27 protein-coding genes are annotated in these 13461 nt (G+C 38.4%); all 27 read right to left on the bottom strand.

Annotation, left to right across the window (positions count from 1 at the left end):
* Positions 1-4: 4 nt before the first annotated feature.
* The 27 genes from CP352_RS11160 to rpsS all read right to left on the bottom strand — a co-directional run bounded on the left by CP352_RS11160 (position 5) and on the right by rpsS (position 13455).
* Positions 5-802 (bottom strand): energy-coupling factor transporter transmembrane protein EcfT, encoded by a 798-nt coding sequence (locus CP352_RS11160; protein ID WP_061204427.1) that lies wholly within the window; start codon positions 800-802, stop codon positions 5-7.
* Positions 803-805: 3 nt separating this feature from the next.
* Positions 806-1651 (bottom strand): energy-coupling factor transporter ATPase, encoded by an 846-nt coding sequence (locus CP352_RS11165; RefSeq protein WP_065990080.1) that lies wholly within the window; start codon positions 1649-1651, stop codon positions 806-808.
* Complete coding sequence (locus CP352_RS06565) at positions 1627-2478, bottom strand: energy-coupling factor ABC transporter ATP-binding protein (RefSeq protein WP_013085817.1); 852 nt, start codon at positions 2476-2478, stop codon at positions 1627-1629. The genes CP352_RS11165 and CP352_RS06565 overlap by 25 nt, the downstream gene beginning before the upstream one ends.
* Positions 2479-2662: 184 nt before the next feature.
* The gene (gene rplQ, locus CP352_RS06570) at positions 2663-3046 is read right to left on the bottom strand and encodes a 50S ribosomal protein L17 (RefSeq protein ID WP_005721620.1); all 384 of its coding nucleotides are present in this window, start codon (positions 3044-3046) and stop codon (positions 2663-2665) included.
* Positions 3047-3073: 27 nt separating this feature from the next.
* The gene (locus CP352_RS06575; RefSeq protein WP_089149953.1) at positions 3074-4012 is read right to left on the bottom strand and encodes a DNA-directed RNA polymerase subunit alpha; all 939 of its coding nucleotides are present in this window, start codon (positions 4010-4012) and stop codon (positions 3074-3076) included.
* A gap of 45 nt (positions 4013-4057) precedes the next feature.
* Positions 4058-4447 (bottom strand): 30S ribosomal protein S11, encoded by a 390-nt coding sequence (gene rpsK, locus CP352_RS06580; RefSeq protein WP_003625817.1) that lies wholly within the window; start codon positions 4445-4447, stop codon positions 4058-4060.
* 24 nt (positions 4448-4471) lie between these two features.
* Complete coding sequence (gene rpsM / locus CP352_RS06585; RefSeq protein WP_005724162.1) at positions 4472-4822, bottom strand: 30S ribosomal protein S13; 351 nt, start codon at positions 4820-4822, stop codon at positions 4472-4474.
* A 20-nt stretch (positions 4823-4842) separates the two neighbouring features.
* Positions 4843-4959, bottom strand: a complete 117-nt coding sequence (gene rpmJ / locus CP352_RS06590; protein WP_005721621.1) for a 50S ribosomal protein L36 — start codon at positions 4957-4959, stop codon at positions 4843-4845.
* Positions 4960-4975: 16 nt separating this feature from the next.
* The gene (infA, locus tag CP352_RS06595) at positions 4976-5197 is read right to left on the bottom strand and encodes a translation initiation factor IF-1 (RefSeq protein WP_002878178.1); all 222 of its coding nucleotides are present in this window, start codon (positions 5195-5197) and stop codon (positions 4976-4978) included.
* 75 nt (positions 5198-5272) lie between these two features.
* The gene (locus tag CP352_RS06600; protein ID WP_005720355.1) at positions 5273-5929 is read right to left on the bottom strand and encodes an adenylate kinase; all 657 of its coding nucleotides are present in this window, start codon (positions 5927-5929) and stop codon (positions 5273-5275) included.
* Positions 5930-5939: 10 nt separating this feature from the next.
* Entirely contained in the window at positions 5940-7235 is a 1296-nt protein-coding gene (secY, locus tag CP352_RS06605; protein WP_098034895.1) for a preprotein translocase subunit SecY, read from the bottom strand.
* Positions 7235-7675 (bottom strand): 50S ribosomal protein L15, encoded by a 441-nt coding sequence (gene rplO, locus CP352_RS06610; RefSeq protein WP_005720352.1) that lies wholly within the window; start codon positions 7673-7675, stop codon positions 7235-7237. Before rplO ends, secY begins: the two co-directional genes overlap by 1 nt.
* A 23-nt stretch (positions 7676-7698) precedes the next feature.
* Positions 7699-7884: a 50S ribosomal protein L30 gene (rpmD, locus tag CP352_RS06615; RefSeq protein WP_005720351.1), complete on the bottom strand. Its 186-nt coding sequence runs from the start codon at positions 7882-7884 to the stop codon at positions 7699-7701.
* A 17-nt stretch (positions 7885-7901) separates the two neighbouring features.
* The gene (rpsE, locus tag CP352_RS06620; protein ID WP_005720350.1) at positions 7902-8408 is read right to left on the bottom strand and encodes a 30S ribosomal protein S5; all 507 of its coding nucleotides are present in this window, start codon (positions 8406-8408) and stop codon (positions 7902-7904) included.
* 17 nt (positions 8409-8425) lie between these two features.
* Positions 8426-8782 (bottom strand): 50S ribosomal protein L18, encoded by a 357-nt coding sequence (gene rplR / locus CP352_RS06625; RefSeq protein WP_005724156.1) that lies wholly within the window; start codon positions 8780-8782, stop codon positions 8426-8428.
* 26 nt (positions 8783-8808) lie between these two features.
* Positions 8809-9339 carry a 50S ribosomal protein L6 gene (gene rplF, locus CP352_RS06630; RefSeq protein ID WP_005720348.1) on the bottom strand — a complete coding sequence of 177 codons (531 nt, stop codon included), beginning with the start codon at positions 9337-9339 and terminating at the stop codon, positions 8809-8811.
* Positions 9340-9363: 24 nt separating this feature from the next.
* Positions 9364-9762, bottom strand: coding sequence for a 30S ribosomal protein S8 (gene rpsH, locus CP352_RS06635; RefSeq protein ID WP_005720347.1), 399 nt, complete (start codon positions 9760-9762; stop codon positions 9364-9366).
* A gap of 24 nt (positions 9763-9786) precedes the next feature.
* On the bottom strand, positions 9787-9972 hold the full coding sequence (locus tag CP352_RS06640) for a type Z 30S ribosomal protein S14 (RefSeq protein WP_003549037.1): 186 nt from the start codon (positions 9970-9972) through the stop codon (positions 9787-9789).
* Between the two features lie 12 nt (positions 9973-9984).
* Complete coding sequence (rplE, locus tag CP352_RS06645; RefSeq protein ID WP_005720346.1) at positions 9985-10527, bottom strand: 50S ribosomal protein L5; 543 nt, start codon at positions 10525-10527, stop codon at positions 9985-9987.
* 14 nt (positions 10528-10541) lie between these two features.
* The gene (gene rplX, locus CP352_RS06650; protein ID WP_005720345.1) at positions 10542-10778 is read right to left on the bottom strand and encodes a 50S ribosomal protein L24; all 237 of its coding nucleotides are present in this window, start codon (positions 10776-10778) and stop codon (positions 10542-10544) included.
* A 19-nt stretch (positions 10779-10797) separates the two neighbouring features.
* Positions 10798-11166, bottom strand: a complete 369-nt coding sequence (rplN, locus tag CP352_RS06655; protein WP_003549034.1) for a 50S ribosomal protein L14 — start codon at positions 11164-11166, stop codon at positions 10798-10800.
* 31 nt (positions 11167-11197) lie between these two features.
* Complete coding sequence (rpsQ, locus tag CP352_RS06660) at positions 11198-11464, bottom strand: 30S ribosomal protein S17 (RefSeq protein WP_005721626.1); 267 nt, start codon at positions 11462-11464, stop codon at positions 11198-11200.
* 18 nt (positions 11465-11482) lie between these two features.
* The gene (gene rpmC / locus CP352_RS06665; RefSeq protein WP_003549032.1) at positions 11483-11680 is read right to left on the bottom strand and encodes a 50S ribosomal protein L29; all 198 of its coding nucleotides are present in this window, start codon (positions 11678-11680) and stop codon (positions 11483-11485) included.
* Positions 11670-12110 carry a 50S ribosomal protein L16 gene (rplP, locus tag CP352_RS06670; RefSeq protein WP_003625792.1) on the bottom strand — a complete coding sequence of 147 codons (441 nt, stop codon included), beginning with the start codon at positions 12108-12110 and terminating at the stop codon, positions 11670-11672. The genes rpmC and rplP overlap by 11 nt, the downstream gene beginning before the upstream one ends.
* Entirely contained in the window at positions 12110-12784 is a 675-nt protein-coding gene (rpsC, locus tag CP352_RS06675; RefSeq protein WP_005720341.1) for a 30S ribosomal protein S3, read from the bottom strand. The genes rplP and rpsC overlap by 1 nt, the downstream gene beginning before the upstream one ends.
* A gap of 13 nt (positions 12785-12797) precedes the next feature.
* Positions 12798-13151 (bottom strand): 50S ribosomal protein L22, encoded by a 354-nt coding sequence (gene rplV, locus CP352_RS06680; protein ID WP_003625788.1) that lies wholly within the window; start codon positions 13149-13151, stop codon positions 12798-12800.
* Positions 13152-13170: 19 nt separating this feature from the next.
* Entirely contained in the window at positions 13171-13455 is a 285-nt protein-coding gene (gene rpsS, locus CP352_RS06685; RefSeq protein ID WP_005720340.1) for a 30S ribosomal protein S19, read from the bottom strand.
* Positions 13456-13461: the final 6 nt, after the last annotated feature.

Raw genomic sequence — 13461 nt, forward strand, 5'->3', positions numbered from 1 at the left:
ATTTCTAATATGTCCTAAAAGTTAATAGTAATCCGACTAACAGTACAAAATAAAATAATGCAATTAAATCATATTTTGACCAACTTAAAACGCGATATTTAGTTCGTCCTTCACTACTACGATAACCACGTGATTCCATTGCTGTAGATAAATCAATTGCCGTTTCTAAAGACTGAATAAACAACGGAACCAAAATGGGCGTAATTGCCTTAGCACGTTGAATTAAACCACCGTCATTGAAGTCCGCTCCACGTGATCTTTGAGCATTCATAATTTTAAAAGTTTCATCAAACAAAGTCGGTACAAAACGAAGCGCAATTGAAATTACTAACGCAATTTTATCCACCGGCACTTTAAACAACTTAAGCGGCTTAAGCAGCCATTCCATCGCATCAGCAATTTCAAGTGGCATTGTAGTAACTGTCATTACTGTTGAAATTAAAATAATTAATGTAAAACGAATAAAAATATAGATTGCATTAATCAAACCGTAGCTAGATAATGAAAAAATCCACCAATGCCAATAAATATGACCACCAGTCATAAAAAACAATTGCAAAAGCGACGTAAAGAAAATTAAACCAATCAAAGGCTTAACGCCATCCCAAAATACTTTTGCATTTAATCCTGTAGCAACTACAGCTAAGAAGCAAAAAATGGTCACAATCGCATAAGTTATTGAATTATTAGCTAAAAAGATAGCCAATATAAATAATATGGTAACTAATAATTTACTCCGAGGATCCATTTTATAAATAAGAGAATCTCCCGGAATATAACGTCCTACAATTATCTTACTCATAAACTACCCTCGCAAATTTTTCTTAATTTCATTAACAAGCTGATCCAGTGTTAACGGTTTATCTTTAAAGTTAAAGTTCGTCAAATCTGAGGCAAAAAGACTAGCCGTTGGTTCACTCAAATAGTGCTTTTCTAGCCAGTTTTTATTAGTAAAAATCGCCTTAGGCGCATCATGTCTAATTAATTTACCATGTTCCATCACTAAAACATCATCTGCATATTCGGCCACATCATCCATATTATGCGTAACCAAGATTACAGTATGACCTGCTTTTTGATAATCAACAAATAATTTCATCATTTCCTTACGAGACTTAGGATCTAACCCCGCTGCTGGCTCATCTAAGCATAAAATTTCTGGTTCATCAGCCATTACCCCAGCAATTGCAACACGCCGCATTTGTCCTCCAGATAACTCAAATGGCGACTTATTTGCTAGCGATTCATCCAATCCTACTCGCTTCAACCATTTCAAAGCTTTACTTTTAGCTTCATCATCGGTTGCTCCAAAATTTTTAGGACCAAATTCAATGTCTTCAAGCACAGTATTTTCAAAAAGCTGTGCTTCAGGAAACTGAAAAACCAAACTAACCCGCTTGCGTAACTTTTTCAAATTCTTATTTCCTGTTTGAGCAGTAATATGATAACCAGCAATATCAATTGTTCCTGAACTCGGCTTCAGTAATGCATTAAAATGCTGCATCAAAGTCGACTTACCACTACCGGTATGACCTACCAATGCAACAAAACTATTTTCAGTTAATTCAAATGAAACATTATCTAATCCTTTTTTCTCCATTGAAGTTCCGGGAGAATAGATATAATTTACTTTTTCAAATTTAATTGACATAGATATTGTTTCAACTCATCTTTCGTTTTTATATTTTTAGGTACAGAAATTCCCACTTCATTTAATTTATTTATTAATTTTTGTACAAATGGAATGTCTAGCCCTATTTCTTGCAACATTTCAGTTTTACTAAAAATTTCCGTTGGAGTTCCTTGAGCTAAAATCTTGCCATCATTTAAGACGATCACATCATCAGCCATATTAGCCTCATCAATGTCATGTGTAATCGAAATAACTGTCAAATTCTTCTCTTTCTTTAAATGCTTAATAATTTTTAGCACCTGCTCTCTCCCCTTAGGATCAAGCATCGAAGTTGATTCATCTAAAATAATAATTTTCGGTTCTACGGCAAGAATACCTGCAATTGCTACTCTTTGCTTTTGTCCACCAGAAAGATTAGCTGGCTCTGCATCTATATAATCCAGCATTCCAACGTCTGCTAAAACTTTTCTGACTATTTTTACCATTTGCTCCCGAGGAACAGCTCTATTCTCAAGCCCAAAAGCAACATCATCGCCAACAGTAGCTCCAACAAACTGATTATCTGGATTCTGAAACACAATACCGACTTTTTCCCTAACATCCCAGACTGTCTTTTGATTTAACGTCATTCCTAAAACAGTGATTCTAGAATTATTAGCAGAATCAGGCAAAAGTAACCCATTAATTAATTTAGAAATTGTGGATTTACCGCTACCGTTGTGACCTATCAAAGATGTCCAGGAACCTCTTTTTATTTTAAAACTAATCTGATCAAGAATCGCTTTTTTAGTATCGGGATAGGTAAATGAGACATCCTTAAATTCAACAGCACTATCTACTGGCATTTTTCCACTTCCTTTCTTAAATCGCTTATTAGCAATTGTAACAGAAAAAAAGAGCAAAAAAAATCACCCATGAAGAGGGATGATTTTTATCATCTAAGCTAGACTAAGCTTGCGCCATCATCTTTACGCTTATTCTCACTTTCATGGATAATTCTTAATACGTATTAAGTTGTGTTACTCTAAATTAAACTAATTCAAGAATAACCATTGGAGCAGCGTCACCCTTACGAGGAACGGCTAACTTCAAAATTCTGGTGTAACCACCATTACGGTCCTTGTAACGAGGTGCTACATCACTGAAAAGCTTTTGCAATGCTGACTTAACAACAACTGCATCTTTTTCTTCGTGAACATCTGCAACTTCGTCACGTACAAATGCAGCAGCCTTTCTTCTAGCTGCTAAATCGCCGCGCTTACCTAAAGTGATCATCTTTTCGGCAGTCTTACGAACTTCTTTAGCACGAGTTTCAGTAGTAACAATGCGTTCGTTCATGATTAATTGAGTAGTCATTTCTCTAAGCATTGCTTTTCTGTGAGCACTATCGCGACCTAATTTACGGTATGCCATGGATTTGCCTCCTTTATTCACCTAAGCTTAGTCTTCTTGACGAAGTGAAAAACCTAAGTCGGTTAATTTATTTTTAACTTCTTCCAATGATTTACGTCCTAAGTTACGTACACGCATCATATCTGATTCTGTCTTGTCAGTTAACTCTTGAAGAGTATTAATGCCAGCACGCTTCAGGCAGTTATATGAACGAACAGAAAGGTCAAGCTCTTCGATAGTCATCTCAAGCTTCTTTTCCTTCTTATCGTCTTCCTTTTCCACCATTACTTCGCTGAATTTAGCATTTGCATCTGCTGATTCAAATACCTTAAAGTGTTCAACTAAAATTTTAGCAGCAAAACTAAGGGCGTCATTAGGCTTGATTGAACCGTCAGTCCAAATCTCAAAAGTGAGCTTATCAAAGTCATCTCTCTTACCAACACGAGTTGATTCAACTTGGTAGTTAACCTTCTTAATTGGTGAGAATAAAGAGTCAACTGGGATAACTCCGATTGGCATGTCATCACTCTTATTGTCACTTGCAGCAACATAACCTCTACCATTCTTTACGGCAAGTTCCATATGCAAGTGTCCACCTTCAGCAATGGTACAAATATATTGATCCGGATTCAAGACTTGAACGTCTGCATCAACTTTAAGATCATCAGCAGTTACTGTGGCTGGACCTTCAATGTCCAATTCAATAACCTTTTGTTCATCTGAAAGAGACTTTAATTCAAGTTTCTTCAAGTTCAAGATGATCTTGGTTACATCTTCTCTGACGCCAGGAACTGTTGAGAACTCGTGTAAAACGCCATCAATTTGCACATAAACAAGTCCAGTACCTGGAATAGAAGTAAGTAATACTCTTCTTAAAGAATTACCTAAAGTAGTACCAAAGCCTCGCTCAAGTGGTTCAACAACAAACTTACCGTAAGAATCTTCTTGTTCAACAACGGTAATATTTGGTTTTTCAAATTCAATCATTACTGGGCCCCTTTCAAAACGTTACGTCCTATATCAAGGACAAAATTAAACACGACGACGTTTTGGTGGTCTGGAACCATTGTGAGGAACTGGCGTAACGTCACGAATTGCAGTAATTTCAAGACCAGTTGCTTGAAGTGATCTAATAGCAGATTCACGACCAGCACCAGGACCTTTAACTGAAACTTCTACATGTTTCATGCCTTGGTCCATTGCACTCTTAGCTGCTGCTTCAGCTGCCATTTGAGCTGCAAATGGAGTAGACTTACGACTACCCTTAAAGCCCAATGCACCAGCTGAAGACCAAGCAACTGCATTACCTTGAACGTCAGTAATCATGACTAAAGTATTATTAAACGTTGAGTGAATGTGTGCTACACCGCTTTCAACATGCTTCTTCACACGACGCTTACGTGCTGTTTTCTTTGCAGGCATCAATAAACCTCCTTATAAATAAAATTAACGATTTCTCTTAGTACCCTTACGAGTACGAGCATTGTTCTTGGTATTTTGGCCACGAACTGGAAGTCCACGGCGGTGACGAATACCACGGTAAGAACCAATATCAACTAAACGCTTAATGTTCATGCTTACTTCACGACGTAAGTCACCTTCAACACGGTACTTGTCAACTTCAGCACGAAGCTTTTCTTGATCTTCTGGAGTTAAATCCTTTGAACGAATATCTTCAGATACTCCAGCATCAGCACAAATTTTCTTGGCAGTTGCTTCACCGATACCGTAAATGTAAGTTAAAGCGATAACGATTCTTTTATCTCTTGGTAAGTCAACACCAGCAATACGAGCCATAAACTACACCCCCTCTATTTCTAACCTTGACGTTGCTTGTGCTTTGGATTTGCTGAGCAAATTACCATCACACGGCCATGTCTCTTGATAACTTTACAATGTTCACACATTGGTTTAACAGATGGTCTAACCTTCATGTTTCCCTCCGTTATATTACTTTATAAACCGATACGTAATTCTACCTTTAGTTAAATCATATGGAGATAATTCCACAGTCACACGGTCTCCCGGCAAAATACGAATGTAGTGCATCCTAATTTTACCAGAAACGTGTGCTAAAATTGTGGCTCCATTTTCCAATTCAACTTTAAACATAGCATTAGGTAAGGTATCAACTACCTTACCTTCTACTTCAATGACATCATCTTTTGCCAAAGTTGTTCCTCCGCAATTAAACAGTCATATACTTTGAAATTATAACACGGATAAAAAATTATACAAATTTTTCTTCTATTGATTATTACTCAATACCGCATCAATATCTTCAAAGACTTTTTCTGGAGTTTGTTCACCATTAATTACAGTGAGCAAGCCTTTCTTCTGATAAAAGTCCTTCAAAGGTGCATTCATCTTTTCATTAACTTCAAGACGATTCTTAACAACTTCTGGTTTATCATCTTCACGTTGATAAAATTCATGGCCACCACAGCGATCACAAGTGCCCTCAACTTTTGGCTGCTTGGAAAGCTTGTTGTAAGTAGCTCCACAATTTTTACACATGTATCTTGCTGATAAACGCTTAATCAAAGTGTCTTCGTCAACTTCAAGCGCAATGACATTTGTTAAAGGTTTCTCCAAACGTTTTGTAATACCATCTAAAAGTTCTGCTTGTACAGTGGTTCTTGGAAAACCATCTAAGATAAAACCTTCTTTAATATCAGGTTGACTTAAACGTTCCTCAACCAACTTTGCAGTAACTTCATCGGGTACTAGATTACCCTTATCGATATAACTCTTAGCTTCAAGACCAACCTTCGTCTTGTTAGCCATTGCTTCCCTAAACATATCCCCAGTTGAAATATGAGTTAAGTGATATTTATCAACGATTCGCTCTGATGCTGTACCTTTACCAGCACCTGGTAACCCTAAAAGAATTAAGTTAATCATTTATCCGTTCCTATCTGATGAATCCAACATATTCTCTCTTCATTAACAAGCCGTTAATTTGACGAGATAACTCGAGAACAACCCCAATCACAATTAAAAGACTTGTTCCTCCTAAACCAATGGAACTTGGGAGATTCCAAAAGTTAGTAGCCAATTGAGGCAGTAAAGCAACTAAGCCCAAGAATAATGAACCTACTGTTGATAATTTTATCAACATCTTTGAAATATAATCCTGAGTGTCTTTTCCTGGCCATACACTAGGAATATAAGCACCCTGCTTTTGTAAGTTTTCCGCTAGCTTCTCAGGGTTGACCTGTACGAAAGCGTAGAAGAATGTAAATAAGATAATTAAAAGAGTGTAGATAATTACCCCAGGAGTAGTTTGTAAGCTAAAGATTTGGTTCATTACTTTAAACCATTGTTGATCGCCCTGGGTTCTTTGAAAGGCCATTAAAATCGTTGCCGGTGTAACAATAAATGAACTGGCAAAAATAACCGGAATAACTCCAGATACATTAACCTTTAATGGTAGAAAACTTTCAGAACCACTCATCGTCGCTCTTCTCGTATATTGAATTGGAATACGACGATCAGCTTGTTCAACCCATGTAACAAATTGAGTTACGATAAGGATTGCAACTATAACCGCGATGAAGAACAAAATGCCTTGCCAACGATCACTAGCACTATTATTAATAATTTCTTCCTTATAAATTTGCCATAGACCACTTGGTAGTCTTGCAATAATACCAGCAAAAATAATTACTGAGATACCATTACCTAGACCCTTATCAGTGATTTCATCACCCAACCATGTTAATAACATAGTTCCAGCAGTCATAATAATAGCAATTTCTATATAAGTCTGTGGTGTTTGATTCTTTACCAAACCCATTTGAGTTAAAGCGTTAAAGCCTAACGTAATACCAATACTCTGGATAAAAGCAACAACTAATGCTAAATATCTAGTTACTTGATTTGTTTTACGTCGACCTACTTCACCTTGTTTTCCCCATTCTACTAACGTAGGAACAATATCCATCTGTAGCAGCTGGATAACAATCTGAGCCGTAATATAAGGAGAAACACCCAAAGAAAATATTGAATAGTTATCTAGTCCACCACCAGATACAGTATCCAGCATTGGAACTAAACCAGTTTGCGCAACCTGCGTGATCGCCTTCGCATTAACACCGGGAACGGTAATGTTTGCGCCGATCCGATACAGCAAAAGAATAAAGAGCGTGAAATAGAGCTTATTTCTGATTTCTTTATCTTTGAAGGCGTTCTTCAAGGTCGAAAACATTAGATCACCTCAACAGTTCCGCCAGCGGCTTCAACTGCTTGCTTAGCAGATGCGGAAACTTTATTAACTTTTACAGTTAACTTAACTTTTAATTCGCCCTTGCCAAGTAACTTAACACCTGACAATTCTTTCTTTACTAAGCCATTATCTTTAAGTGATTCTACAGTTACTTCACTGCCGTCTTCGAACTTGTTTAAATCATCTAAGTTTACAATTGCATATTCCTTGCGGTTAATGTTCTTAAAACCACGCTTAGGCATAGTTCTGAATAATGGCATTTGACCACCTTCAAAACCTAAACGAGTATGACCGCCTTGACGAGCTAATTGACCCTTTTGACCACGGCCTGAAGTTTTACCGTAACCACTTGAAGTACCACGACCAACACGTTTTCTATTGCGACGTGAGCCTTCAGCAGAATGTAATTCATGAAGCTTCATTAATTTGGCACCTCCTTGATATTCTATTTGTTAATCTCTTCAACAGAGATTAAGTGAGCAATCTTTAATAATGCACCACGAGTAGCAGCGTTGTCTGGAAGAACAACAGTACTATCCACTCTACCTAAACCAAGAGCTTTAACGATCTTTCTTTGTTGAGGTAGACGGTGAGCAACACTTCTAATTAAAGTAATCTTTAAATCAGTCATCTATGATCTCCCTAATCTTAAGCTCTTTCAGGTTGACGAAGTTTTGCAACTTCTTCACTAGTTCTAAGCTTCTTCAAACCATCGATAGTTGCACGAACAACGTTAATTGGAGTGTTTGAACCAAGTGACTTTGAAGTTACGTCTGAGATACCAGCCATATCCATAACGATACGTACGGCACCACCAGCAGCAACACCAGAACCAGCTTCAGCAGGTTTCAATAAAATGTTACCTGAACCGTAGTGACCAATAACTTCATGAGGAATAGTAGTACCAACTTTAGGTACATTGATCATTTTCTTCTTACCGTCTTCTACAGCCTTACGGATTGCTTCTGGGACTTCTTGAGCTTTACCAGTACCAAAACCTACACGGCCTTTCTTGTCGCCAACAACAACAAGAGCAGCAAATCTCATGCGACGGCCACCTTTAACAACCTTAGTAATACGGTTGACAGCGACTAATTGATCTTCGATATCGTCTTTGTTTCTGCGATTGTTACGAGAATCATTGCGGTTTGCCATGTGTTAATTCTCCTTTCCTAGAAATCTAATCCGTTTTCACGAGCAGCATCAGCTAATGCTTGAACACGGCCGTGGTATAAGTAACCACTTCTGTCGAATACAACAGTAGAAATGTTCTTTGCCTTTGCAGCTTCAGCAATTGCCTTACCTACAGCAGCAGCTTGTTCTACTTTAGTTGCATCTGATACATTTTCATCCAAAGTTGAGGCGCTTGCAAGCGTAACACCCGCTACGTCATCAATTAATTGAGCGTAGATGTTTTTATTTGAACGAAAAATGCTTAAGCGTGGGCGCTCAGCAGTACCAGAAATTTTTCCACGAATACGTCTATGACGCTTTAAGCGTAACTTGTTTTTATCTGGTTTAGAAATCACAATTTCACCTCAAAAATAACTACTTATTACTTACCAGTCTTACCTTCCTTGCGACGTACGTATTCATCAACATAACGAATACCTTTACCCTTATAAGGTTCTGGTGGACGTACGGCACGGATTTCAGCTGCAAATTGACCAACATCTTGCTTTGAAACACCTTCAACTTCTACATCAGTTGCTGAAGTTGCCTTTACAGAAACACCTTCTGGTGCAGTCAATACAACTGGGTGTGAATAACCAACATTTAAAGTAATCTTGTTGCCTTGTGCTTGTGCACGGTAACCAACACCGATTAACTTCAAAGTCTTCTTATAACCGTCAACTACGCCTTCGATCATTGAAGCTAAGTTAGCTCTTTCAGTACCGTGAAGTGCTTTGTCGCTTTCGCTTGAACGTGAAAAGTTAATTTCACCATCTTTTTGTTCAAACTTAATCTTTGGATCGAAGTATCTAGTTAATTCACCCTTTGGGCCCTTAACAGTAATATTGTCGCCTTCCTTGGTAACAGTGACACTGTCAGGGACTTCAATAGTCTTTAAACCGATTCGGCTCATTGATTGTTCTCCTTTCTGTCAGTATTACCAAATGTAGGCAATTACTTCGCCGCCAACGTTCTTTTGTCTTGCTTCCTTGTCGGTAATAACACCAGCAGAAGTAGAAACGATGGCAATGCCTAAGCCATTAAGAACTTTAGGTAAGTCTTCAGCGCCAACGTAGTTTCTAAGACCTGGCTTAGAAATACGCTTCAAACCTGAGATAACACGTTCTCCATTTGGACCATATTTCAAGAATACCTTGATAACGCCTTGCTTGTTATCATCTGCAACTTCGTAATCACGGATGAAGCCTTCACGTTTCAAAATTTCTGAAATAGACTTTTTAATGTTTGATGCAGGAATTTCAACTGAATCGTGTTTTGCCATGTTGGCATTTCTGATTCTAGTCAAGTAATCTGCGATTGGATCTGTCATGACCATTTAAGCTATCCTCCTAACCGTATACTACCAACTAGCCTTTTTAAGACCAGGGATTTGACCCTTGTGTGCTAATTCCTTTAAGCAAATACGGCATAACCCGAATTTACGGTATACGGAGTGTGGACGACCACATCTCTCGCAACGTGTATATTCGCGTGAAGAGAACTTAGCAGGACGACGATTTCTGATTTTTTGTGATGTTTTAGCCATTAATGTCCTCCACTATCTTGCAAACGGCATACCAAATTGAGTCAAAAGTTCACGAGCTTCTTCATCAGTGTTGGCAGTAGTTACGATAACAATATCTAAACCTCTAGTGCGGTTTACCTTATCAAAATCGATTTCTGGGAAAATCAATTGTTCTTTAATACCTAAAGTGTAGTTACCACGACCATCAAATGAACGAGTTGATACACCACGGAAGTCACGAACACGTGGAAGAGAAACATTGATTAACTTGTACAAGAAATCGTACATTCTGTCGCCTCTAAGAGTTACCTTAGCACCGATAGACATACCTTCACGTAAACGGAAGTTAGCGATTGATTTCTTGGCCTTAGTGATTAATGGCTTTTGACCTGAGATCAAAGTTAATTCTTCAACTGCTTCATCTAAGTTCTTGGCGTTAGAAACTGCATCACCAACACCCATGTTTAAAACAATCTTGTCGATCTTAGGTACTTGCATAGATGACTTGTAGTTAAACTTTTCTTCTAATGCAGGAGCTACCTTTTCGTTGTATTCCTTAGCTAAATAACTTGCCATGTGTGTCCTCCCTTCTACTTATCTTCTTTTTTACTACTAATTACTTTAACGTTTGATGCGTGAATTGAACCTTCTGATTCAACTACACCACCATTAGCATTGCTTTGTGAAGGCTTTTGGTGCTTCTTAATCTTGTTAACGCCCTTAACCACTACACGGTTTTTCTTAACGTTAACAGAAAGAACAGTACCTTCTTTACCTTTATCTTTTCCGGCAATAACTTTTACTTTGTCACCAGTTTTAACGAACATCAGTGCACCTCACTATCAATTATAAGACTTCAGGAGCAAGAGAGACGATCTTCATAAAGTCGTTCTCACGTAACTCACGTGCAACTGGCCCAAAGATACGAGTACCACGTGGGCTCTTGTCTGCGTTGATAATTACGCCAGCATTTTCGTCGAACTTGATGTATGAACCATCTTCACGACGTGCACCTGATTTAGTTCTAACAATAACAGCTTTTACAACGTCGCCTTTTTTGACAACGCCACCTGGTGTTGCTTGTTTAACAGTACATACTACGATGTCACCAATGTTACCGGTCTTACGCTTTGAACCACCTAAGACTCTAATAACTAAAAGTTCTCTGGCACCAGAGTTATCAGCAACCTTTAAACGGGATTCGTTTTGAATCACTGTGTAATCCTCCCCTCACTAAATCCGCAAATTAAACAGATTTCTTAACAATCTTTACTAAACGGAAGCGCTTCTTACGAGATAATGGACGGGTTTCCATGATACGTACAGTATCGCCAACTTTAGCTTCGTTATTTTCGTCTTGTGCGTAGTACTTCTTTGAATATCTAATACGCTTGTTGTAAACAGGGTGGTTCTTGTAAGTGTCAACAACTACAACGATAGTCTTGTCCATCTTATCAGAAACTACACGACCTTGGTATACGTGACGACGATTTCTTTCGTTTGTTTCGCTCAAGTTAATAGCTCCCTTCCATTAATTGTTTTCTAACGCTTTTTCGCTCAGAATAGTCTTGATTCTGGCGATATTCTTGCGGACTTTGCTCAAGCGAGCGGTATTTTCTAATTGACCCGTTGCTTGTTGGAAACGCAAATTGAAGAGTTCTTCTTTGTATTGCTTTTCTTTTTCTAACATTTCATCAGTGGTTAATGCTCTGATATCTTTAGCCTTCATTAGATTCGCCACCTACTTCCGAACTTCTAGTTACAAACTTAGTCTTAATTGGTAACTTAGTTGAAGCAAGACGTAAAGCTTCACGAGCAGTTGCTTCATCAACACCACCAATTTCGAACATAATCTTTTCTCTCTTAACTACAGCTACCCAACCTGCTGGTGCACCTTTACCTGAACCCATACGTACACCAACACCTTTAGCAGTGTATGACTTTTGAGGGAAAATTCTGATCCAAACCTTACCGCCACGTTTCATGTAACGAGTCATAGCAACACGAGCTGCTTCGATTTGACGGTTAGTAATCCAATGTGATTCGAGGGCTTCAAGACCATATTCACCAAAGGCAATATATTTACCACCCTTAGCAGCACCACGCATCTTACCACGGAATTCACGACGGTGTTTTACTCGCTTTGGTACTAAAGGCATTATCTATTTCCTCCCTTCGCTGGCTTTGAAGCTGGCTTATTCTTACGAGTAGGTAAGATTTCGCCACGGTTGATCCAAACTTGAACACCAATTTCACCATAAGTAGTGAAGGCATTTACCCAAGCGTAATCAATATCAGCTCTCAAAGTTTGTAATGGAACACGACCTTCTGTGTGCCATTCTCTTCTTGCCATATCGGCACCGTTCAAACGACCTGAAGTTTGAACCTTAATACCCTTGGCACCAGCACGCATAGCTCTTTGAGTAGCTTGACGCATAGCACGTCTGAAAGCAATACGAGCTTCAAGTTGACGAGCAATACTATCTGCTACTAACTTAGCATCAAGATCTGGTTTCTTAATTTCAACAATATTAATGTGAACTTGCTTACCAGTTAAAGCATTTAATTGTTTTCTCAAAGCTTCAACTTCAGAACCACCTTTACCAATTACCATACCTGGCTTAGCAGTATGAATTGAAATGTTGATTCTGTTAGCTGCACGTTCAATTTCAACAGTAGATACTGAGGCATCCTTCAACTTTTCTGAAATAAATTTTCTGATTTGAAGGTCTTCATTTAAAGTTTCTTTGTATCCCTTGTCAGCATACCATTTTGATTCCCAATCACGGATAACACCGAGACGAAAACCGTTTGGGTTAATCTTTTGACCCATTAATATACCTCCCTTAATCGTTCTTTTCTGAAACTACTACAACTACGTGACTGGTTCTCTTGTTAATTGGAGAAGCCATACCCTTAGCACGTGGGCGGAATCTCTTCAAAGTTGCACCTTCATTTACATAAGCTTCTGATACGTAAAGGTTTGCACTTTCAAGATCGTAGTTATGTTCTGCGTTAGCAATAGCTGAACGCAAAACTTTTTCAACGATTGGGGAAGCAGCTCTAGGCGTAAATTCCAAGATTGCTAATGCTTCAGCAACGCTCTTGCCACGAATTAAGTCAACGACTAAACGAGCTTTTCTTGGAGCGATGCGAACAGTTCTTGCTTCAGCCTTAGCTGAACTAATTTGTTCTGCCATTTAGATGTTTCTCCTTCCTCTAAGCTTGTGTTGTGGCTTTATCATCAGTGGATTTGTGTCCGTGGAAAGTTCTTGTTGGAACAAATTCACCTAACTTATGACCAACCATGTCTTCAGTTACATATACTGGGACATGTTTTCTACCATCGTAAACAGCTATAGTCAAACCTACAAAGGAAGGGAAAATAGTTGAACGACGTGACCAAGTCTTAATAACTTGCTTCTTATCTGCATCTGCTTGTGCATCAACCTTCTTTAACAATGATGCATCAGCAAAAGGACCTTTTTTAATACTACGGCTCATTAATTA

Origin of the sequence: Lactobacillus sp. UMNPBX1 (assembly GCF_002554085.1) — a bacterium.
Lineage (GTDB): Bacteria > Bacillota > Bacilli > Lactobacillales > Lactobacillaceae > Lactobacillus > Lactobacillus crispatus.